Below are 22,070 nucleotides of genomic sequence, written 5' to 3'. Positions count from 1 at the left end.
GCAATAAAAAGCCGCTGTTCTCTTCGGAACAGCGGCTTTTTGTCTTCGGGATGCAGGCCGGAGCTAGTTGATCGCCACCACTTCGATCTCGAAGGTCAGTTCCTGACCGGCGAGGGGGTGGTTGGCATCCAGCACGATGGAATCATCATTCACGGCTGCGATAACAACTTCCATCATGCCTTCTTCGGTCTGCAGCTGCAGCATCATGCCCACTTCGGGGGTGATGTGGCCGGGAACCTGCGACTTGGGAACGTCCAGAATGAGCTCTTCGTTCACTTCGCCATAGGCGTTCTCGGGAGCAATGGTCACCTTGGTGGTGTTGCCGACGCCCATACCGAGGACGGCGGATTCGAATCCGGGAATAAGCATGCCGGAACCCATGGTGAATTCCAGAGGCTCACGGTCACGGGAAGAATCGAACACCGTGCCGTCGTTCAGCGTGCCGGTGTAATGAACTTTTACGGAATCGCCGTCTTTGACCTGAGTCATGCACGTCTCCTCATTTAAAGGTTTGAAGCGCTAAGAATCGCCACTGGAATAGATAAAGTCAACAGGCAATCGGAAAAATCATGCAGTTCCAAGCAGTTCCCGCACAGCACGGCAGAAGGTTTCCACCCCTGCGGGCAGGGCGTTTTCATCTACGGTAAAGGCGGGGTTGTGGATGGTGTGGCAGCCTTCGTACCCCGTGCCGAGGAAGAAGAAACAGCCCGGTACCTGTTCAAGGAAATAGGCCATGTCTTCGCCTCCCATGGTGGGGGTGGCTTCATGGACGTTTTCTTTCCCGACTGCGTCGCTTGCCGCGCGCCGGATGACGTCCGCCATGGCGGGGTTGTTGTGCAGGGGCGGGTAGCCGTCTATGAAAGTGAATTCATAGGTTGCGCCCATGGCGTCACATATGCCGCCCAAAACCTGCCGTATCCGCTCTTCCCACTGGGAGCGGATGGTGCGGTCGAAGGTCCGCAGGGTGCCGCCGAATGTGGCGGTCTCCGCAATGACGTTGAAGGCGTGCCCCGCGTTGAAGACCGCCACGGTGAGCAGGGCGGGGTGCACTGGGTCGATTTTGCGGGAGATGATGCGTTGCAGCGCTCCCACGGCCTGTGTGCCGATTTCCAGCGCGTCCACGCACTCATGGGGCTTTGCGGCATGGCCGCCCTTGCCGATGATGGTGACCTCGAAGCGGTCCATGGCTGCCATGAGCGGTCCGGACTTCACTTCAATGACGCCGGAAGGGGCTCCGGGCCAGACATGCAGTCCGAAGCAGTGATTTACCTTGGGGTTGTAGAGCACGCCTTCATCAATCATTGGGCGCGCGCCGCCGGGAAACTCCTCCGCCGGCTGGAACACGAACTTGACCGTGCCGCGCAGTTCGTCGCGCATGGCGGTGAGCACTTTGGCTGCGGTCAGCAGAATGGCCATGTGGGTGTCGTGCCCGCAGGCGTGCATGCAGCCTTCATGCAGGGAGCAGAAATCCAGCCCGGTGGCTTCCGTCATGGGCAGGGCGTCCATGTCTGCCCGCAGCATGACTACCGGACCGGGGCGGCCGGTTTCCAGCAGGGCCACAACGCCTGTTCCGGCAACGCCGGTGCGGACGGAAAGGCCCATATCCTCAAGCGCCTTTGCCACATAGGCTGCGGTCTTCACTTCTTCAAAGGCAAGCTCGGGAATGCGGTGCAGTTCCCTGCGGGCCTCAATGAGAAAAGGGGTATGTTCGTGCACGAGCGTGCGTATGTTGTCCATGACAATGTCTCCGTCATAAGCAGCGCCGCTGCGGTGGCTGCTCCGTTCAAAGCGGTGTATCAAGCTCAATGCGGGGAGTGTACAGCGTTGTCAGGGCGGAAACAACCAAAAGGCGAATCAAGATGATTACGTAACGACCTGCGACGGAAACTTTGCTATGCTGGCGAGCGTGGGACGGAGGGGAAAAGGACGGCATTCCCCCCAGCTGGAACCCGTTGACGTTGCCGGCTGAGGTCGATAGAGGCTGCACGCGGGATGACACTGCGACCGGCAGTGGTGGACAAGGCTTGTCCGACGCGCCATAGTGCCCCGTTGTTCTGTAAGGAATCTGGAAATTATCGGCGCGATTTCGCGTTGAAAAAAGTTATCAATTTGCAGGCTGAGGTATTGACTTCCGGAGATCGGGAGCATAGTAGTACCAATTAGTACCACTGAGGAAGCAATGGAACTGATCCAAGCACTCAAGAAGTTCGGTTTTACGCAGCAGGAATCGCTCATGTACGTGACGCTCAGCCGTCACGGGGGCATGACCGGATACGAAGCTGCCAAGGTGGCGGGCATTTCCCGCTCCAATGCTTATGCGGCGCTGTCCAGCCTTGTGGAAAAGGGCGGGGCGGTTGTTTCCAGCGAGGACGCCAGCAAGTATGTGGCGACCCCCAAGGAAGAGCTGCTGTTGAATTTGAAGCGGTCCTGTGCACGGACCATTGAATTTCTGGAAATGAACCTCCCCGAGCAGGAGGAGGGCGCGGCTCCGTATCTGACCGTTTCCGGCTATGAGAACACGCTGGACAAGATGCGGAACATGATGCTGCTGGCGGAACTGCGCATCTACATCTCGATGCACTCGACCAACGTGGCCCTGCTGCGGAACGAGATAGCCGGATGTGTGGAACGCGGGCTGAAGGTGGTGATCCTCTCCAACGAGGACCCCGGCATCAGGGGCGCGCAATATATGAAGAACAATGCGGGCACCGGCAATGTGAAGCTGATAGCCGACACCAGCGAAGTGATCGTGGGGTTGGTGGAAGTGAACAAGGGGCAGTGCCTGTATTCAAAGAACAAGCACCTTGTATACCTGATGCGCGAAGCGCTGCTTAACGAAATAGAGCTGATCAGGTTGCGGGGAGGTATAACAGGAGACTAGCAATGGCGAATGTTCGTTCCACCTATACGGACAGCGTGGATTTTTTCGGGCTCAACACGCCCATGGAACTTGTGGAAGAATACGGCAGCACCCTGTATGTGTACAATGAGGACATGCTCCGCCGCCGTTGCCGCGAGATAAAGGCTCTCTCCAGCCACCCCGGATTCACGCCCAACTACTCCGCCAAGGCGAACACGAACATTCACCTGCTGAAGATCATTCGCGAGGAAGGCATGGTGGTAGACGCCATGTCTCCCGGCGAGATCGTGATGAATCTTGCCGCCGGTTTCACGCCGGACCAGATTCTCTTCATCTCCAACAACGTTTCCGCCGAGGAACTGAAGTTCGCCATTGATCACGGCGTGTACGTGAGCGTGGACTCTCTCTCGCAGCTCGACCTGTTCGGCGAGATCAATCCCGGCGGAAAGGTGGTCATCCGTTTCAACCCCGGTATCGGCGCTGGGCATCATGCCAAGGTCGTTACCGGCGGCAAGCAGACCAAGTTCGGCGTAGATCCCGAAACCATGGACGAGGTGCGCGCCATTCTGGAGCGCCACGACCTTACCCTGTGCGGCGTGAACATGCACATCGGCTCTCTGTTCATGGAGCCCGACGGCTACATCGACGCCATGCAGGTGCTGCTCTCCATTGCCGAGCAGTGGGATACGCTTGAGATCATCGATTTCGGCGGCGGTTTCGGCATTCCCTACCGCAAATACGAAGGGCAGCCCCGCCTTGATATGGAAAAGCTGGGTGCGGCCTTCCACGCCACCATTTCCGAATATGCCGAGCGTACCGGCTACAAGGGCCGCTTCATGTGCGAACCCGGCCGCTACATCGTGGCGGAGTGCGGTTTATTGCTGGGTACCTGTTACAGCGTGAAGAACAACGGACCCAAGCGGTTCGTGGGTACCGATCTCGGTTTCAACACGCTGGTGCGTCCCGCCATGTACGACTCCTTCCATGACGTGGAGATCTACCGCGAGGATGGTTCTCCTGTTGCCGAAACCATGGAGCAGTCCATTGTGGGCAACATCTGCGAGTCCGGCGACATTATCGCCAAGGACCGGGAACTGCCCGAGATCATGGAAGGCGACATCATCGGCATGCTGGATGCCGGCGCTTATGGCTATGTCATGAGCTCGCCCTACAACCAGCGGCTGCGCCCTGCCGAAGTGCTGATCCAGTCCGACGGCAGGCCGAAGCTCATCCGTCGTCGCGAGACCATCGCCGATCTGCTCGCCATGTACCCTGAAGCGGCAGAACTGGCCGAACGCTTTCGCGCCAGCGCATAACGCATAATGATTTCCCGCCCGCATGGGCGGAGACGATAGTTGCGTGCGGAGGCCGCCTCCTCCGTACGGAACAGGATTCCGGGTGTGTTGTTCCCCTAGAAAACCAACAACGCAATCCCTGCCGGTTTGCACGCCCGGACCGACATTCGCTTCGCGAAACCCCGTATGTCGAACTCCCGATCCCCTTCCGTGGTTTCCCTGCAAGGTTCATCGGAAGGAGCGTCGGCCGTCGTGATGACACCTGACACATGGTCCGCCACCATGCGTCCATCCGGCGGGGGCCTGAGTCCGCATGCGGCGATGCTGCGCAGCGAACTGCTGCACCGGTATGCCAGCCGGTGCGACACACCGCTTTCATGCCGTCCGGCGACTGCCATCGGCGGACGGCATGAGTGGTGGGTGGTTGCCGATCCGGTCTGCCGGCCGGTGTCAATCGCCACACTCCCGTAGCCAACCGAAAGGTTTCGGGTATTTTTCCATCGTTCCGCATGACTCGGCAAAGGTGCCCGACTCATGCACGGCAGCAGCAGCTGGAGCACGTAGAGCCAGTATTCGCAGAGTGTGCCCCTCGACGAAACGGTTTGAACGCAACAGGGAAGCACTGCTGGCTGCCGGACGAGCAGAGCCGTTCCGCTTCGGCCTGCCTGCACCTTGCCGATCTGTGTGTGGCGTTCTTTGCTACACGAAGCAGGGCCGCTTCCATCTGCCGGAAGCGGCCCTGTTGTTTTGTATCTGGCGGATGCATATGCGGGCGTGCTCTCTGCCTTGCCCCGTATAAAAGACAGGTTCTTCCCGCCTCCGCGATTGACTTTTTCCCGTATAGGTCTACTTTTTCTGCTGCTTGGCGGACGAGTGCGCCAGATTGCTGGTGGGCCGTACCTGTACCGCCGTGGTGGAGGCCGGTTCGCCTGCATCGTCAGGGGAGGGCCCCATGACGATGGGGTCGTCGGAAACACCTCTGGTTCCGCCTTTCAGACGGGAAAACTGTTTTTCCGCCGCTTCCAGATATCGCCCGAGTGCCTCGTCAATCACGGCTTCCACATTGAGCTTCTTGCCCAGCTGCTTCGCCACTTTCTTGGCGTGTTCGAGTCGTGCGGCAATGTCTGCATCCACATTGAATATGACGCGCTTGGTTTCCTGCTCTTCCTTGAATATGCGCATGACAGCCTCCGTATTCGGGATGTGTGAGATGTCTGTACGTATTTTGTACAAATTGCGTGCTTGTTGTGCAAGTGTTTTTTGCCTGCGTTCTGCAACAGTGGTTTCCGCCCGGGTACATGGTTCCCTTTTGGTCGGTTGACCGGGGTGTGCGGGTGGGGCACTATGACAAGCTGGATATGAATCTTTTGTAACGGATTGGTGTTTCGCCTGATGGCAACAAACGCTGCGCCTGAGACTGATCAGGCTTCATACAGGAATATCTGGAATCTCGCATGGCCGCAGGTCGTGATGATGTTCTTTCATTTCACCATCGGGTTTACCGATGTTTGGGTGGCTGGGCAGATCGACCGGGGCGTACAGGCTGCGGTGGGGCTTATCTCGCAGAGTCTGTTCTTCTTTCTGGTCATAGCGGTTGCCGTGGCCAACGGCAGTGTGGCTGCCATAAGCCAGTCCTTCGGGGCAGGGCTTCGCAGGCGTGCCTTGCGGTATATCGGGCTGGTGCTCGGCATCGGGCTGGTGTGCGGTGCGGCCATCTGGGTCTTCGGCCGATTGTTCAAGTGGCAGTTTCTGGCCATTCTGCAGGTTCCGGACGAGATTTTGCCCGTAACCGGCTATTTTCTGGATGTCTTCCTGCTGCTCTTGCCCTGTTATTACCTGATGGTGGTGACCAATGCGGTGTTCAGGGCCCAGAAGCTGGTGCTCATTCCGCTGGCCTCCACCGCTATTGCCGCAGGCGTGAATGCCTTTACGGATTTTGGTTTCGGTCTCGGCTGGTTCGGACTGCCCAATTTCGGCTTCAAGGGCGTGGCGTGGGCGACCTTTTTTTCCGTTACGGCCTCCACGGTCTTCAACGTCTGCATGCTGCACCGTTACGGGCTGCTGAAGCGGGATACGTTCCCGCCCCTGCGCTGGGCACGAAAGGCCCTGCCGTATCTGGTGAAGGTGGCTCTGCCTTCCGGCGGCATGCAGCTTTTGTGGCATCTGGGCTACATGGTGCTCTTTGCCATTACCGCCTCGCTGCCATTTGACAACGTGAACGCGCTGGCGGGCATGACCGCCGGCATGCGGGTGGAATCCCTGCTGTTCCTGCCAGCATTCGCCTTCAACATGACGGGCAGCATTCTGGTGGGCAACAGCCTTGGCGCAGGCCGTAAGGATGAAGCCCTTCGTATCGCCCTGCGGCTTATCGGCATAGCCTGCGGTTCCATGACCGTGGTGGCCGTGTGCATGTATCCGTTCATTGATCCGTTATCCGCGTTTCTGGCGCCGGAACCCGCCGTTGCCAGACAGGCGGTGAACTATTTGATTTACAACCTCCTTTCCATCCCCTTCACCGTGGCCAGCATGACCCTTGGTGGCATCATGATGGGGGCGGGAGCCACCATCTACACCTTTGCGGTATACAGTTCCGCCACGTGGCTGGTGCGTCTGCCCATTGCCTACACGCTGGGCCATTGGGTGTGGCAGGATGCGGAAGGTGTCTATCTTGCCATGCTGATTTCTCAGGTGTTCCAGTCAACAGCCATGATGTACATCCTGCTCAGGCGCGACTGGTACCGGTTCAGCATGATCAAGCGCAACAACAAGGGGTGCAAGGCCGCTGAAGAATGCGGTCCTCCCCCGCTTGAAGGAGCGAAGACCAATGTCAGAACTGCAGTTTAGCCCGATCTCGCTGGATCGGATGCAAGAATACAACGAACGTTTTGCCAAGTGTCCTGCGCCGTCTTCGGACTACAGCTTCACCAACCTGTGGGGCTGGGCCGATGAGTACGGCCTTGAATGGGCGTGGAGCAAAACACACGTATGGGTGCGCCAGACCCGACCTGATGTGCGCTACTGGGCGCCGTTGGGCCCATGGCACGAGGTGGACTGGTCTCAGTGCCCGCACCTGAAGGTGGAAGAACGCGTGTTTCACCGAGTGCCGCAGCAACTCATGGAGCGTTGGCAGACCCAGCTGGGCGGTCGCGTGAGCGTGGAAGAAGCCCGCGGACAATGGGACTATCTTTACAATGCGGAAGAGCTGGCCTCATTGAGCGGGAACAAGTTCCACAAGAAAAAGAACCATGTGAACCAGTTCAAAAAGCAGTACCTCTTCGAATATCACCCGCTTACCCCCGACTGCGTGGAGCATGTGATTGCCCTGCAGGAAGAGTGGTGCCAGTGGCGCGAGTGCGAGGAATCTGAAGCCCTGCTCGCGGAAAACGAGGCTATCGTGCGCGTGCTGGAAGAGTGGGACGTCATTCCCGGCCTTGTGGGCGGCGCTATCTACATTGACGGGGAAATGGTGGCCTACACCGTGGGCGAAAAGCTCACCGATGATACGTTGGTGGTGCACTTCGAAAAGGGGCGCAACGGCTACCGCGGGGTGTATCAGGCCATCAACAACCTTTTTGTCTCTGCGGAAGGCGCGGACTGCACCTACATCAACCGCGAACAGGATCTTGATGACGAGGGGTTGCGCAAGGCCAAGTTGAGCTATCACCCCGTGGACTTTCTCAAGAAATATACGGTGACTGTCTCGCCGGAGTGACGGCTGCGGACCTTCTTTGAAAAGCGCCGCAGGCTGTTAGGTGCAATCCGTGAACGCCATGAACGCCATCATTGTTTGACACTCCATTTCAAGGGCGCTAGAACGACTGCGCCCGGGGCGATACCCCGAACATCCTTTCAGGAGCAGGCTTATGAGAGATAAAGTTGAAGCCGCATTGGCCAAGGTTCGTCCTTATCTGCAGAACGACGGCGGCGACGTTGAGCTGGTGGACATCACCGACAAGGGCATTGTGATGGTTCGTCTGACCGGCCGCTGCAAGGGATGCCCCATGTCCAAGGTTACCCTGCGCAACACTGTTGAGCGTTTCGTGCTCAAGGAAGTGCGCGAGGTAAAGGGCGTGGAGAACATCGACGAGTAGTCGCCCCGAGCCATGAGCAGTGCAGCGGAGTGCTGCCCTCATGCCCGCTCAGATTGTTCAGTACCAATGAGAATTCAATCCGCCATGCGTCTCTTGCTGACGGCGTGATGTGCGGTTTCCGGAGAATATATCCATGACGAATCCCGAAGATTCCCGTCAGGTTGTCACCCGTTTCGCTCCCTCTCCCACGGGGCATCTGCATATCGGCGGTGCGCGTACCGCCATTTTCAGCTGGCTGTTGGCCCGCAAGATGGGCGGCAAGTTCGTGCTGCGCATTGAAGATACCGACCGTGAACGCTCCAGACAGGAGTATACGGACGCCATTCTGGAATCCATGCGCTGGCTGGGGCTGGACTGGGATGCGGACCCCATCTATCAGAGCCAGCGTGACGATATTTACAACAAGTACATCGACCAGCTCATCGATGAGGGCAAGGCCTACTGGTGCGAATGCTCGCCCGAAGAGGTGGAGGCCATGCGCGAGGCTGCCCGCGAAGCTGGCGACAAGCCCAAGTACAACGGCAAGTGCCGTGCGCGGAACCTCGGCCCCGGTGAAGGCCGCGTGGTACGCTTCAAGGCCCCTGTCAGCGGCAAGACCTCGTGGGTTGACCTTGTGAAGGGCCCTCTGGGCTTTGACAACGCCGAACTGGACGACATGATCATTCGCCGCAGTGACGGTTCGCCCACCTACAACCTCGCAGTTGTGGTGGATGACTACGAACTCAACATCACCCACGTGCTGCGCGGTGACGACCATGTGAGCAACACGCCCAAGCAGATCATGCTGTATGAGGCGCTGGGCTTCCCCGTGCCCAAGTTCGGCCATGTGCCCATGATTCTGGGTTCCGACCGCAAGAAGCTTTCCAAGCGTCATGGGGCGCTTTCCGTCATGGAATACGAGAAGATGGGCTTTTTGCCGCAGGCGCTGGTGAACTATCTGGTGCGTCTGGGCTGGTCTTTCGGCGATCAGGAAATCTTCGAACTGCAGGAGCTTATTGAAAAGTTCTCGACCGACGGACTGAGCTGTTCCCCTGCCGGTTTCGATCCCGACAAGCTGCAGTGGCTGAACGCCCATTACATGAAGGCAACTCCCGATGTGGAACTGGCGGAGCTGGTGTATCCCTTTGTGGAAGCCGCAGGATTCGCCGGTGCAGACAAGGCGTTCATCGCCGCGCTGGTACCGCTGTTCAAGGAGCGCGCCAAGGATCTGCCGGAGCTTGCACAAGCCATGCGCTTCATGCTGGTTGCCGATGCTGAGCTCGCCTATGACGAAGCCGCCGTGGGCAAGGCCCTGACCGAAGAAGGCAGAAAGCACGTGGCCGGACTGCGTGAACTCTTCGCAGCGCTGGAATCCTTCACCAAGGAGACCACGCATGATGTGATGGCCAAGTACGTGGAAGACAACGGCCTGAAGTTCAAGGCTGTTGGCCCGCCCCTGCGAGTGGCCCTTGTCGGTGCCATGGGTGGCCCCAACCTGCCCGACGTGATGGAACTGCTCGGCAAGGAACGCACCCTCGCCCGTATGGACCGCGCCGTGGCTCTGTAGAGTTTACGCGCAGTCTCAGCACGAAAGCTGGAACAAGTTCAAAGCCCCCGGTCTTCGGATCGGGGGCTTTTGTTTGTTTACAACCTTTCAAAAAACAAAGTCCTGTTGACCCCTCATGCCACCGGGGGTAATGTGGTATATAGTTGGGGTGAAAGACAATATGCTGGTCAAGGTGATGCATCACCATACCTGTCCGCGGAAAATGGTTCCTCGCGGACAATCCGGTCCGGCTGCAACCGTTTCAAGGTGTATTGCGGATGGGCTTCACTGAATATCCGATACATGTGGATCAACTGTGTGTGGGCGTGTTTGTGCGTCTGGATACGGTTGAGATTTCGCTTCCCTTCCCCTCCCGCAGTTTCAAGATAGAAAAGCAGGAGCAGATAGACGTCATCCGTGCGTCTGGTCTCAAGCATGTCATCTGCGTGCTGGACAAGTGCGACAAACTCCCCATTCCTTTTGATGAAACGCAGTCAGGTTCCAAGGAGGCCGAAGCAGGCCCCCGCACCCCCGTCTCCAAGGAACTGTTGGGCCTTAAGCGTGAAACCATAGAGCGCAACAAGGAGCGCAAGGCCAGATTCGCCCGTTTCGAGAAGAAGTATGATCAGACCATGATCAGCGTGAACAAGGTGATGCGCCGCATCTCGGCAAAATCCGGTGAAGCGGTGGACGAGGCATCGGAGCTGGTCAAATCCATGGTGGATACTTTTCTCGGCGATGCCGACGTGGTGGTGGGGCTTATGACCAACAAGCCCACGGATGAGAAGAAGCACTACCACGCGCTGAATATCACAGTGTTGTCCATGATGATCGGCAAGGAACTGGGCCTTGATGCCGAAACCATGCATATTCTGGGCATGGGTGGCTTGTTTCATGACATTGGCAAGGGCAGGGTGCCCATACAGCAACTCAAGGGCGGCAAGGCTACGGCCATGAGTTCCGTGCTCAAGTCCCACTACAAGGCGCATTCCGAACAGGGGGCGCGGCTGGCGCTTGAAATGCCGGGGTTCCCCCGCCATTCGGTGCGCATCATTCTGGAGCACCATGAAGCCATGGACGGTTCGGGGTTTCCCAAGGGACTGTCCGGTGAAGCCATCATGCCGTATGCCCGAATCGTTCACGCCGTGGATACCTACGAGAACCTGCTGAATGGCGAGGACGGCGGAGTAACCCCGCACGAGGCGCTCAAGCAGCTCTTTGCCATGGCCAAGAAGGCGGGCACGCTGGATGCGCGCATCGTATCCATTTTCATCCGTTGTCTTGGGGTCTATCCTCCCGGCACGTTGGTGCAGCTGTCCAACGGAGCTACGGGCATGGTGCTCGCCACCAATCCGGCCAAGGCGGCGCGGCCCACCGTGCTTATCTATCACGCGGAAGTGCCTCGCAAGGAGGCGTTGGTGGTTGATCTGGCCGTGGAAGATGAGCTGGAGGTGACCTCAACGGTCAAGGCTGAGGAACTGCCCCGCGAGGTTTATGCCTACCTGTCGCCTGTTTCCCAATACAATTACTACGCCGAGTCCATGCCCAAGGGGAGCTGATAGCGTATGAGCGATGTTCCTGCCTATGCCGCCCGAACCTTCCTGAAGGCTTTGCGCGAGGCTGTGCGTGCGGGAAAGCATGTGGATTCCCAGAGCCTTTCCGGCTTGCTGAATCAGGCGGAATCCCTGCTCAAATCGCAGACGGCTTTGCTCAAGGCGGACTCCGCTGAAGCGCCGGATCCCATTCTGCATGAACGGGACATGGCGGACTTTTCCCATATTCTTTCCGTGTTGCTGGCTTCTTCCGCTGAAGAGGGCTTGCACCGCCGTTGCCTGAGCCTTCTCTGTTCACTCGGTGACGCGGGTGAGGCGTATGCCGTTGGCTACCTTCTGTCGGGGCAGACGCGCCCTGAAGTGCTTGTGGGCATGGTGCAGTCCATACCGGCGGAAAGCCGTCTCCTGCTGCTCAATGCATTGTTGCGGCGACCGCGTGGCGGCAGCGGTGAGGCCCTTATTCCCTCCCTGCGCCGGAATCTGGCGGAGACCATCAATGAAGAGCCTGAAGAGGGGCTCGTCCTGTTGGATGCGCTGGGCAAGCGCGGGCTGGAACCAGCCTGCGCCGTGCAGCATGCCATGCTGGGCAGCCGCTTCGGCCTGTGGTTGGAAGAGCTGCTCCGCATGGAACTGAGTGCCGAACAGATCGGCTACATGGCAAATGCCGTACGCGTATTGCGGGCGCATGGGCTGGCCGTGCTTTTGGTGCGTCATTGGCCCCGCATGCGCAAAGAGGAACTGGTTCCGCTCATTCGTTGTTTTGCTGCCTGCGCCGAACCGCAGGATGCGAAAATACGGGAGCTGCTGATTGCGGCTACTGGCCACCGTCTGCAGGAAGTTCGCGATGCCGCCATTGAGGCGCAGGTGGCTTTGGGCCTGCCCGAGGCGGATGAGCCGTTGGCAGCGAATCTGGCAGGTTCTGCAGAGGGCGGAGTGTCTCCGGCCCTGTGCGCCCTGTTGCTCAGGCTTGATTCGGACACCTTCAAGAATGTGTTCAAGAGGCTGGATTCCTCTGTCCGTCCCGCTCTTGTGTCCCGCCTTGCCGTGGTGCTGGCTTCGTTCGATCAGCAGCGACTGCTGGAAGTGCTCAAAGGGTTGGATATTCCCGCCACGCGCACTGCCACGGCGGAAGAGGCCGCAGCCCACGTGCGTGGATTTGTGTCCGTTAATGCCAATGTGGAGTTCACCCCTTTCCATACCCCCTCCATGCCCCGCACGGAACCGCCGGCCGATGGTGACGAGGCGGATGCCGGAGGGTTGCTGGCCAACGTACGTTCGTTCTTCTCCCGCGAAAAAAAGCAGGAAGAGGGGCCGCACCCCTTGTCGGCCATCGGTGACGGAGAGCAGGTTTCTGGGCAGCAGTTCGGCCCGGGGAGCATCGCGCGATTGCAGCTGAAGAATGTGACATTCAAGGAATGCACATTTAGCGGGGTAGATATTTCCTATTGCGCCATGAACGGGGTCCGTTTCGAGAAATGCCGCCTGCATGGCGTACGGTTCACGGAATCGCGCTTTAACGCAGTGACGTTCAAGGATTGTGAACTGGCGCTCATGCCTGCGGATACCTGCCTTCTGCAGGATGTAACTTTTGACGGCAGTTTGCTTGAAACTGTGGATTTTGGTGAGAGTCGCCTGACGGGGTGTGATTTCCGGAACGCCACCTTGCGCAGCGTTCGTCTGTGGGGAAGCTGGTGGCGCAGAAGCCGGTTTCGCAACTCCATCGCGGAGTACACCGACTTCGGCTGCGTGGCCATGCGGGATGTGGTGCTTGATGGCAGCCTGTTCGGGGACTGCATGTTTGTTCGGGCCGACCTGCGTTCCCTGACGGCGCACGGCACGGTCTTTTCCGGCTGTGCGGCCCCCATGAGCAGGGCTCAGGGCCTTGTGACGGATTCCCCCTTCCTGCTGGATATGGCGGAGCTTTGGCGGACAGACGCCTTTTTAGCCATTGCTGAGGATACGGCAGACAGGGCTATGCCTCCTGCCAGTGCTGCGTTGTATCTTTTGTTGCAGCGGTGGCTGCAGATGGCGGATGGGGAACGCCGCGCCGTGCGGATGCTGGTGCAGAACCGCCGCAGGCTGGATTGGTGCCGCGCAAAGCTGGGACGTCATGGCGATATCGTTTCCATATTGCCGCTGCTGCTGCAGAGTGCCGTGATTCCTGCCCCATCGGGACGAGGCGCAGCGGCTTCTGCCACGAGGACCGGGGTGCCATGCCGCATCGCGGGGTACGTTCCTCACAGAGGGGCTCTGGATGCCATGGAGCGGCGGATCGGTGCTCCCTTCCTTCCTGCGGAAGATATGAATCTGATCGTGGAAGCCGTGTATTTTTCCGGCGCGGCAGGTTCCATTGCCCAGACGGCGGAGGCTCCGCTGGATATCTGGGTTATCCACACAGCTGAAGACGGGGCTGAGGGCTTGCTTGAAAGCTTCCGTGAGAAGCTGGATGCCATTGCCCGTTGGGCGCGTGTTGATTTGCGTCTGAGCATCAGATTCCATGTGGTGTCCGCAGAAAGCATCCGTACCAATACCTTCGGATTCAATGGATCTGAAGGCGATGCCGAGGCGGGTGTTTCGCAGTCCATGTTGCTGAAGGCCGAGTTGTACCGCTTCATGGTCTTGCTTGCGGGCCGCATGCCCGCGTGGTGGTGCACCCCTGCGGGCATTGACGATGCCGAGTATGTGCGCAGGCTGCCCTATCTGGGGCAGGGGCTGCTTCCGACGCCTCCGGTAGATCTGGGCCCGCTGGAGAACATACCAAAAGAGGCGTTGCTGGGTACCTTGTTCTGGCACATTGCCCGTGCGCTTTCCGTCCCGTTTCTTTCCCTGCTTGCCTTCGGGCAGCTGGAAGCGGCCGTGGCCGGTCAGACTTCTCTTGCGGGAGAGGGCGGTGCGGCAGGGGAGCAGGCGAGCATGGTTGATCTCATATGCAACCGCATCAAGCGGAATCTGCATAACGGGTTCTGCGGTGTCTGGCATGCAGACCCGCTGGCCGTGCCATTGCGCGACCTGTACGCCTTTTATCAGAAGGAAGGGCGGCTGGATGTGCTGGATCTCATCCGGCAGGCCTTTTTGCGCAAGTGCGGCTATGCCACGGGCGTGTCCACGGCAACCATCCGGTCTGCAGATACGCTGCATCTTGGCGCGGAGTTTCTGGAATTTTTCCTCCCCTTCTCGGAAGATGCCGTGGGGCGCAAGCTGGCCGACCCTGTCATGCAGGGGGATGATTCACTGCCTACTCTGCTGGAGATGAGCGAGCTGGGGGAGCGGCTGAATGGTTATCTGCTCGCTACCTATGTGCGCGTGAGTGGACTGCTCGGGCTGAAGGCAGATCACGCATCCGAAGGACGGGCTCCGGATTTTGCATCCATGGAGATTCCGGCAGAATCAGGACTCTCCGCCAGAGACCTGACCATGGCAGGCCGCAAGATTTTTGCCTGGCTCGAACCGCGCCCGTACAAGATTATGCGTCTGCCCTTCATTGAGCCGCCTTACGGCTTTATCGAGAGTCTGGAATTTCAGTGTGAGATGAGCCCGGCTCTCCCCCCGGTGTGGTCGGTGCAGGCCAGATTGCCGAAATTGGCCGGACGCAAGGCCGCGCGGGAGATGCTGCGGAGCGAGAAGAGTCCCGCCAAATTGTTCTGCTGGCTCATCGCCAACGAATACTGGCAGCCCGGGGTGCTTGTGACGGGCAGCAATCTTGCTCCCAACGTGAGCATCGGCGATGTGCAGGGAGCCTTGGAAGCTCTGTACGAGTTGTGTACACCTGCGAGCTTTGAACGTCCGTGGGGGGACTATCTCATGGGCGAGACGCTTGTGCGGGCGGTGGCGCTGGTGAACTACGGCACACCAAAGGATGTACGCAAGCCGGAAACCGCATCACTGGTTTATCTGACGAGCTGGGGGGAACTCTTCTGCCTGCCGGACATGCCCGGGGCCGCTGCTTTGAGCGACCGCCCCGTGCAGGCTGTGCGCGCGCTGGCACATTGCCCTGCGGGAGAGGGCGCGCGGCTTACGATTTTCCTGCCCAAGCGTTTTTCCTTCGACTTGGAACGCGAGATTATTTTCTAGTCCTGCCGTCCTGTACCGCTCAAATACCTTGGCGTTCCCGCCGGCCTGTGAATCGTACCTGCTCAAACAGTTTCTTCTTCTGCGTTGAGACGATGTGGAAGTACTGATCCTGCGGTATGTAGATGAAAGGCACGTCTTCGGTCCTGCGGAACAGGAAGTAGGAAAGGATCATGCGGTTGATGGCCTGATGCCCGACAATCATCAGGGCTTCCGCGTTGCCGGAAAGGTACAGGGCCTTGCGCAGTCCCTTGTCCACCCGTTCCTTCATGGTGATGTAGCCTTCACCTTCCGGATAGATGTAATTGTACTTGTCCTTCTGGCGTCGACGGTATTCGTTGGGCCATGTGCGCTTGATCTCCTCATAGCGCATATGCTCGCAGATACCCGCGTTGATTTCGTCAAACTCCGGCAGGGCCTTGACCGTGCAGTGGGTCTGCCCCTGATAGATGGGCGTGGCGGTCTGGTGAGAGCGTTGTCGGGTGCTGGTGAATATGTAGGGAATGCTGAAGCCTCTGAAGTGGCGCCCCAGCGCATCAGCCTGTTCCAGTCCTTGCTGCGTGAGTTCCGAATCGCCGCCGATGCGGCCTTCCAGATTGTAGCGGGTCTGGCCGTGGCGTACGAGGTAGAGGTTGCGTATCCAGTCGGAAACCAGAATGTCACGGATGTTTACGTAATAGGGAATGGTGTGGCTGATCTGTTCGTCGATGATGCGGTTGCGCAGAGAATCCACGCGGATCCAGCAGGGTTCCGGCCCGAAAGGCGAATATATGTGCTCGTAGTAGGCAATGCGACGTTTGAAGCTGGCCACGGCGTCCGCTTCACTCAGGTTGGCGAATTCCGGCAGCTTTGTCTTGCGCAGAATGCTTGCCTCCAGCAGATCCTGATCGTCGTTTACGCACTCCACCCAGAGCAGGGGATGGTCTGTAAGTGTTTGTTGCACAACCTTCCGGCGCTCGGCGCTGACGTTGGTAGCATCCAGAATGGCAACGTCACCGTCTTCTGCCAGAAACTGTTGTGCACGCTCCATGTTCATGCGCGCCAGCTCTTCACGGGCTTCAAGGCCGTCCCTGTTCTCGGGGTTGTAGAACTCCGCGCGGGATGACGCCTCGCCCAGAATCTGTCTGCGCAGGTCGCCGTTATTGAAGATGCGGACGTTGAGGTCTTCCTGTTCCAGTCCTTCCTTGAGCTTGGAGCAAACGGTTGTCTTGCCTCGCGCAGGGAGGCCCACCATGGCTATGTAGAGTTTGCGCATATCGTGTTCCGTGTGTGTTTGAGCGGCTGCGGTCTGGAATCGGGGATCAGGTCCATCTTCCGTAAAATTCGGTCATGCGGGCAAAGCTCTTGTAGAACGGCAACTCCAGTTCTTCCGGCCGCAGTCGCCATTCCCAGTTGCCCTCGGGAACGGACGGTGTGTTCATGCGGGTTGTACCATCCAGCCCCAGCACGTCCTGTACGGGAAAAATGGCAGTGTTGGCAACGCTGCTCATGGCGATGCGGATGGCCGTCTCTGCTGCGCCGCTTTCCACGACGTCATGCCCTGCATACGTGCTGAAATTGGCGCGCCCCTGATCGCCTGCCTCGTGCGTGAACCAGTGTCGCATGGGGGAGTTGTCATGGGTGCCGGTGTAGAGCACGTTGTGCCGTTCATGATTCATCGGGGCGTCGGGATTGTTGATCAGCTTGTCGCCGCCAAAGCCGAACTGTAGTACCTTCATCCCCGGCAGGTTGAAGGCCGCCTTCAGTTCCCGCACGTCTGGCGTGATGATGCCCAGATCCTCGGCAATGAGAGGCAGCACGGTGAAGTGGCGGCTGAGCGTGGCAAAGAGCTGCTGGCCCGGGGCGTCTACCCACTCGCCGTTGATGGCGGTATCCTCTTCGGCCGGAATTTCCCAGTAGCCTGCAAATCCGCGGAAATGGTCAATACGTACGAGGTCTGTAAGGGCAAAGTTGTGGGCCATGCGCCGTACCCACCATGCAAAGCCGTTGAGCGAGAGGGCGTCCCAGTTGTACACGGGGTTGCCCCAGCGTTGGCCTGTCTTGCTGAAATAGTCCGGCGGCACGCCCGCTACCATGACTGGCTTGCGCTGCTCGTCCAGTTTGAAGAATCCGGGGTGCTCCCATACATCGGCGCTGTCGTAGGTGACATAAATGGGGACGTCGCCCACGAGACGGACCCCCATTTCCGAGCAGTAGTCCTTGAGGTCATGCCACTGGCGGAAGAAGACATACTGCACGAATATTTCAAAGAGCAGTTCTTCGCGGTACTTCTCGTCCCAATGGGCAAGGGCGTTGTCATGCCGGAAGCGGAACGGTTCCGGCCACTCCGACCAGATGGCCCCTCCATGGTGGTTTTTGATGCTGACAAAGCGCACATAATCCAGCAGCCAGTGATCGTGTTTTTTCCGGAATGCCGAGAAGGTATGGTCCTTTTCCAGCCAGTGCCGGTTACGTTCAAAAGCTGCGCGCAGGATGCGATGGCGGTGTCTTTCCACGGTGTGAAAGTCTACGCGGGAGGGATCCGTCCCGGGTGGGTATTCAATGTCGGCCCATGAAAGCAGGCCGTCTTCGACCAGCTTTTCCGGGCTGATGAGCAGGGGATTGCCCGCAAAGGCGGAGCAGCTTGAATACGGGGAGTTGCCGATGGCAGTGGACGTAGGCCCCAGCGGGAGAATCTGCCAGTAGAGCTGGCCGATATCCCTGAGCAGTCGGACAAAGTTGTAGGCTGCAGGGCCCATATCGCCAATGCCGTATCGGGATGGCAACGAGGTTATATGCAGCAGCAGGCCGCTGGCACGCGTAAACATGCGGTAACCCTCCGTAGTGCTTGTAGCGGTGTCATGCCTCGCATCTCTGCAGGCGGGCGGCGAAGCATCCTGCAATATATCACAGGCAGATGCGTGCCGCCAGCGCGAAAAGTCCGTTACGGATGCATACGGTACCAGTAGCGGTATCGGGAGGTAAAGTGCAGGGAGCGGTACAGGCTGATGGCCGGAATGTTGGATTCCAGTACCTGCAGCCATGCACAGCTTGCGCCTGATTGCCGTGCCCGTTGAAGCATGGCGCAGATGAGTCCCGTGCCGAAACCCTGCCTGCGGTAGGCTTCGCCCGTACGGATGCAGAAGATGGCGTACAGGTCTTTCTGCCGGACACCAAGACCGCAGGCCACAACCAGCCCTTCATGTTCAAGCACAACGTACTCGTTGCTCGGGGCATTGCAGGCAAGAATGTATTTCATCATCTGCTGGTCGCCATGGTGACGGTTGCTGAGAATGCGCTCATGCTCAAGCCATTCTTCTCCCTGTATGATCCGCACGTCGTTCGCGTGGTTGTTTTCAGGAATGCGCGACAGGTCGTTCGCCATGACAAGCGAAGGATCTGCAAGTTGATAGCCGCGCTTGGCAAGCGTGGTGTCGAGGTTGCTGTTCTGGTGTTCCGTCAGGCGGAAGACGGGCTGTTGCCCGTGTGCACCATACCATGCTTCTACGGCGGAGATTTGCGTCAGCGTTACCTTGGACTGCCGGACGAGTACTGCGCTGTTGGCGCGTTTGGTGAAGCCTCCGGCATAGCGGAGCATCAAGGGGCCCATCGGGCTTTCTTCATAGGCGGGCCACGCCTTCATGGATGCTGCCTCCAGCACGGAAGGCGAAGGATGGGATGCGGGGGGGAGTGGCGTCGGCACTACGGATTCCGACGTCATGGTGGTGGATGCGTGTGGGGGGAAGACTGCATTGCTGTGCCGCATTGTCGATTCCTGCTTGCCGCCTGCGACAGAGAGGTTTTTCTGTGCTGTGCGGTTTGTGGGATGTTGTCACCGGATGGTTACGGTTGTGTTCCCGGAATGAGGAAATGGGTGACGGATGGCTAAACGTCACGGCAGAAGGCCGACAGTGTGTACTGTCAGGAATGCGGATGGCTGGAGGTGAATGCGCCGAACTAATGCGGCGATGAATTCTGGAGGCTTATGCGACCGGCGTTCCTAATAGTACAGGAAACGGATGTCCGATCGTCGTCGCAGAGAGTCTGAGAGGGAATTGGCGGGATCGAGTCCCAGATAGGAATGGAGCATGTCGCGCAGGAAGCTGGATTCCTCCACAGGGCCTTCCACAAAGGGCAGGGGAGCCTGATCGGTGGCGTTGCACAGCTCCATGAGCTTGTCGTAGGCGGTTTCCATGTCTCCGAGGGTATCCACAAGGCCGAGCGCATGCGCCTGACGTCCCGTATAGGCCCTGCCGTCAGCTGCCTTGCGCACATCTTCGATCTGCATGTGGCGGCCGTTGACAATGGCTTCAAGGAACTGCTCGTACATGTCGCCCACCAGCCCCTGCAGGTAGGTCCGTTCTTCATCGGTCATGGTCTTGAAGGGGCTTCCCGCATTCTTCATGTCGCCGCTGGTCAGGGCGTCGTGCGAGATGCCTATCTTGTCCATGAGGCCCTGCATGTTGGCCAGTTCCATCTTTACGCCGATGGAGCCGGTAATGGTGGAAGGGTTGGCGACAATGTGGTCGGCTGCGGCAGCGATGTAATATCCGCCGCTGGCAGCCACCGAGCCCATGGAAACAACCACGGGCTTCTCGGCGGAAAGACGGCGCACGGCATTGTACATTTCCTGCGAGGGCGCAACGGCCCCGCCGGGAGTATCAATGCGCAGAAGAACTCCCACAATGGAGTGGTCGTCCCGCAGTTCGCGCAGCCATGCATTGACCTTGGAAGAGTCGGCGATAAAGCCTTCGATATGGCAGACCCCCACACGCTTTTCCTTGAAGATACCGCCGGTAGCGTGGGAGCCGGAAAGCCGCAAGGCGGCCATGGCACCTGCGAACAGGGCCACGGCCGCCAGTATTAGCGCGAGGCAGAACAGAAGCGGATGCTTCTGGTAAAAGGGCAGCTTATTCTGCTGCATCCTCTTCAAACTTCTGCTTCAGAAGGTCGCCGAGGTTCTGACCGGCTTCTGCGGTGCCGGCGCGGAACTCACGGGGCTTCTTGCGGTCTTCGTCATCCTTGAGCTGCTTGATGGAGAGGCCGAGACGACGCTCTTCTGCGCTCACGTGAATGACCTTGGCCTGAATGGTAACGCCTTCCTTGAACATTTCGTTGGGAGACTTCACCTTCTTCTGGCTGATTTCGGAAACGTGAACGAGGCCTTCAATGCCTTCTTCCACTTCCACGAACAGACCGAAGTCGGTGATGTTGGTTACCAGGCCTTCAATGATGGCACCAACGGGGTAGTTGGTGGGCACCTTGGTCCAGGGATCTTCGGTCAGCTGCTTCACGCCCAGGGTGAACTTTTCGTTTTCCTGGTCCACAGTCAGAACCTTGGCCTGAACGGTGTCGCCTACATTGTACATTTCGTTGGGATGGCGGATCTTCTTGGTCCAGCTGATGTCGGAAACATGGATAAGACCGTCGATGCCGTCTTCGATACCGATGAACATACCGAATTCGGTGATGTTCTTGATGACACCTTCAAGGATGGTGCCTTCGGGGTACTTCTCGGCCACAACTTCCCACGGATTCGGCTTAACCTGCTTCATGCCGAGGGAGATGCGCTTCTTGTCTTCGTCCACGCCGAGGATGACGACTTCAACTTCGTCGCCCACGCGGACCATCTGGGAGGGATGACGCAGCTTACGGGTCCAGGACATTTCGGAAATGTGCACAAGGCCTTCCACGCCGGGCTCCAGTTCGACGAACGCACCGTAATCAACAAGGTTGGTAACCTTGCCGGAGAGGCGTGCGCCTTCGGGGAACTTGGTGGTGATGTCCTGCCACGGATCGGTGATGAGCTGCTTCATGCCCAGGGAAACCTTCTGGTTTTCCTTGTCGAAGCTCAGAATCTTCAGTTCGAGTTCCTGACCCAGGGAAACGAGTTCCTTGGGATGACGGATGCGCTTCCAGGACATGTCGGTGATGTGGAGCAGACCGTCCAGACCGCCGAGGTCGACGAATACGCCGTACTCGGTGATGTTCTTGGCCTTGCCCTTCACGATCTGGCCTTCTTCCAGGTTCACCAGCAGTTCCGAGCGCTTGGAATCGCGTTCTTCTTCGAGCAGCACGCGGCGGGAAACGATAACGTTGCTGCGACGGCGGTTGATCTTGAGAACGCGGAATTCGAATTCTTCATTAACAAGGGCGTCCATGTCCGGCACGGGGCGCAGGTCCACGTGGGAGCCGGGCAGGAAGGCTTCAACGCCGCCCAGATCAACGGTGTAACCACCCTTGATGCGGCGCATGATGCGGCCCTTGATGGTGCTTTCTTTTTCCTGAACTTCTTCGAGCTGGTCGAAGAGCTGCATGCGCTTCGCCTTTTCGAAGGAGAGGGTGATGGTGCCTTCCATTTCGTTCTTGCGAACAACGAAGACGTCCACCTTGTCACCAACCTGAACGGCCATGTTGCCGTCAGCGCCGATGAATTCGGCAGCAGGAATCTGCCCTTCGGATTTGAAATTTACGTCCACGAGGACATAGTCGCCGCTTACGCGAACGACTTCGCCCTTGACAATGGAACCTTCGTCCAGATCACCGAAATCCGAGCTAAGGTAGTCCTCAAGGGCAGCTTCGAAACTGATGTCAGCGTCGAAATTGTTGTTTTCCATGGTTTCCATACGAAATCCTCCAACCAACGAATATTTTCCCATCCTTTACGGCGGGATTGGGTCTATTATCAGATTGCGCAAG

Annotated in this window: 15 protein-coding genes and 1 pseudogene; 8 read left to right on the top strand and 8 right to left on the bottom strand. The window is 58.4% G+C overall.

Annotation, left to right across the window (positions count from 1 at the left end):
- Positions 1-63 precede the first annotated feature (63 nt).
- Positions 64-489 (bottom strand): FKBP-type peptidyl-prolyl cis-trans isomerase, encoded by a 426-nt coding sequence (locus tag N1030_RS08595; protein ID WP_265828878.1) that lies wholly within the window; start codon positions 487-489, stop codon positions 64-66.
- 78 nt (positions 490-567) lie between these two features.
- On the bottom strand, positions 568-1,737 hold the full coding sequence (locus N1030_RS08590) for a M20 metallopeptidase family protein (RefSeq protein ID WP_265828877.1): 1,170 nt from the start codon (positions 1,735-1,737) through the stop codon (positions 568-570).
- Between the two features lie 442 nt (positions 1,738-2,179).
- Here N1030_RS08590 and N1030_RS08585 point away from each other — a divergent pair, with 442 nt between their 5' ends.
- A complete protein-coding gene (locus N1030_RS08585) occupies positions 2,180-2,881 on the top strand; it encodes a TrmB family transcriptional regulator (protein WP_265828876.1) in 702 nt (233 codons plus the stop codon).
- Positions 2,882-2,883: 2 nt separating this feature from the next.
- Positions 2,884-4,176 carry a diaminopimelate decarboxylase gene (gene lysA / locus N1030_RS08580; RefSeq protein ID WP_265828875.1) on the top strand — a complete coding sequence of 431 codons (1,293 nt, stop codon included), beginning with the start codon at positions 2,884-2,886 and terminating at the stop codon, positions 4,174-4,176.
- An 825-nt stretch (positions 4,177-5,001) separates the two neighbouring features.
- Here the strand turns inward: lysA and N1030_RS08575 are convergent.
- Positions 5,002-5,337 carry a hypothetical protein gene (locus tag N1030_RS08575; RefSeq protein WP_265828873.1) on the bottom strand — a complete coding sequence of 112 codons (336 nt, stop codon included), beginning with the start codon at positions 5,335-5,337 and terminating at the stop codon, positions 5,002-5,004.
- A 210-nt stretch (positions 5,338-5,547) separates the two neighbouring features.
- On the opposite strand from N1030_RS08575, the gene N1030_RS08570 reads away from it, so the two are divergent.
- The 6 genes from N1030_RS08570 to N1030_RS08545 all read left to right on the top strand — a co-directional run bounded on the left by N1030_RS08570 (position 5,548) and on the right by N1030_RS08545 (position 15,395).
- Entirely contained in the window at positions 5,548-6,999 is a 1,452-nt protein-coding gene (locus N1030_RS08570) for an MATE family efflux transporter (protein WP_265828872.1), read from the top strand.
- Entirely contained in the window at positions 6,980-7,867 is an 888-nt protein-coding gene (locus N1030_RS08565; protein ID WP_265828870.1) for a DUF2156 domain-containing protein, read from the top strand. Before N1030_RS08570 ends, N1030_RS08565 begins: the two co-directional genes overlap by 20 nt.
- Before the next feature lie 151 nt (positions 7,868-8,018).
- Positions 8,019-8,246, top strand: coding sequence for a NifU family protein (locus tag N1030_RS08560; RefSeq protein WP_265828869.1), 228 nt, complete (start codon positions 8,019-8,021; stop codon positions 8,244-8,246).
- Positions 8,247-8,379: 133 nt separating this feature from the next.
- Positions 8,380-9,792 carry a glutamate--tRNA ligase gene (gene gltX / locus N1030_RS08555; protein ID WP_265828868.1) on the top strand — a complete coding sequence of 471 codons (1,413 nt, stop codon included), beginning with the start codon at positions 8,380-8,382 and terminating at the stop codon, positions 9,790-9,792.
- Positions 9,793-10,049: 257 nt separating this feature from the next.
- Positions 10,050-11,330 carry a cyclic di-GMP phosphodiesterase gene (locus N1030_RS08550; protein WP_265828867.1) on the top strand — a complete coding sequence of 427 codons (1,281 nt, stop codon included), beginning with the start codon at positions 10,050-10,052 and terminating at the stop codon, positions 11,328-11,330.
- A gap of 6 nt (positions 11,331-11,336) precedes the next feature.
- Entirely contained in the window at positions 11,337-15,395 is a 4,059-nt protein-coding gene (locus N1030_RS08545) for a pentapeptide repeat-containing protein (RefSeq protein ID WP_265828866.1), read from the top strand.
- Positions 15,396-15,414: 19 nt separating this feature from the next.
- Here the strand turns inward: N1030_RS08545 and N1030_RS08540 are convergent.
- From N1030_RS08540 to N1030_RS08520, 5 genes and pseudogenes are all read right to left on the bottom strand, one after another.
- A pseudogene (locus N1030_RS08540) lies at positions 15,415-16,656 on the bottom strand (bifunctional nucleoside/nucleotide kinase/histidine phosphatase family protein); the annotation flags it as partial.
- Positions 16,657-16,693: 37 nt separating this feature from the next.
- Entirely contained in the window at positions 16,694-18,199 is a 1,506-nt protein-coding gene (gene malQ / locus N1030_RS08535) for a 4-alpha-glucanotransferase (RefSeq protein WP_265828865.1), read from the bottom strand.
- 116 nt (positions 18,200-18,315) lie between these two features.
- Positions 18,316-19,137, bottom strand: a complete 822-nt coding sequence (locus N1030_RS08530) for a GNAT family N-acetyltransferase (protein ID WP_265828864.1) — start codon at positions 19,135-19,137, stop codon at positions 18,316-18,318.
- Between the two features lie 234 nt (positions 19,138-19,371).
- Entirely contained in the window at positions 19,372-20,295 is a 924-nt protein-coding gene (gene sppA / locus N1030_RS08525) for a signal peptide peptidase SppA (RefSeq protein WP_265828863.1), read from the bottom strand.
- Entirely contained in the window at positions 20,282-21,997 is a 1,716-nt protein-coding gene (locus N1030_RS08520; protein ID WP_265828862.1) for a 30S ribosomal protein S1, read from the bottom strand. Before N1030_RS08520 ends, sppA begins: the two co-directional genes overlap by 14 nt.
- Positions 21,998-22,070: the final 73 nt, after the last annotated feature.

Source organism: Desulfovibrio mangrovi (assembly GCF_026230175.1).
Taxonomy (GTDB): Bacteria; Desulfobacterota; Desulfovibrionia; order Desulfovibrionales; family Desulfovibrionaceae; genus Halodesulfovibrio; species Halodesulfovibrio mangrovi.
The sequence above is the reverse complement of the archived record's forward strand: the minus strand, read 5'-3'. Positions and strand labels throughout refer to the sequence as shown.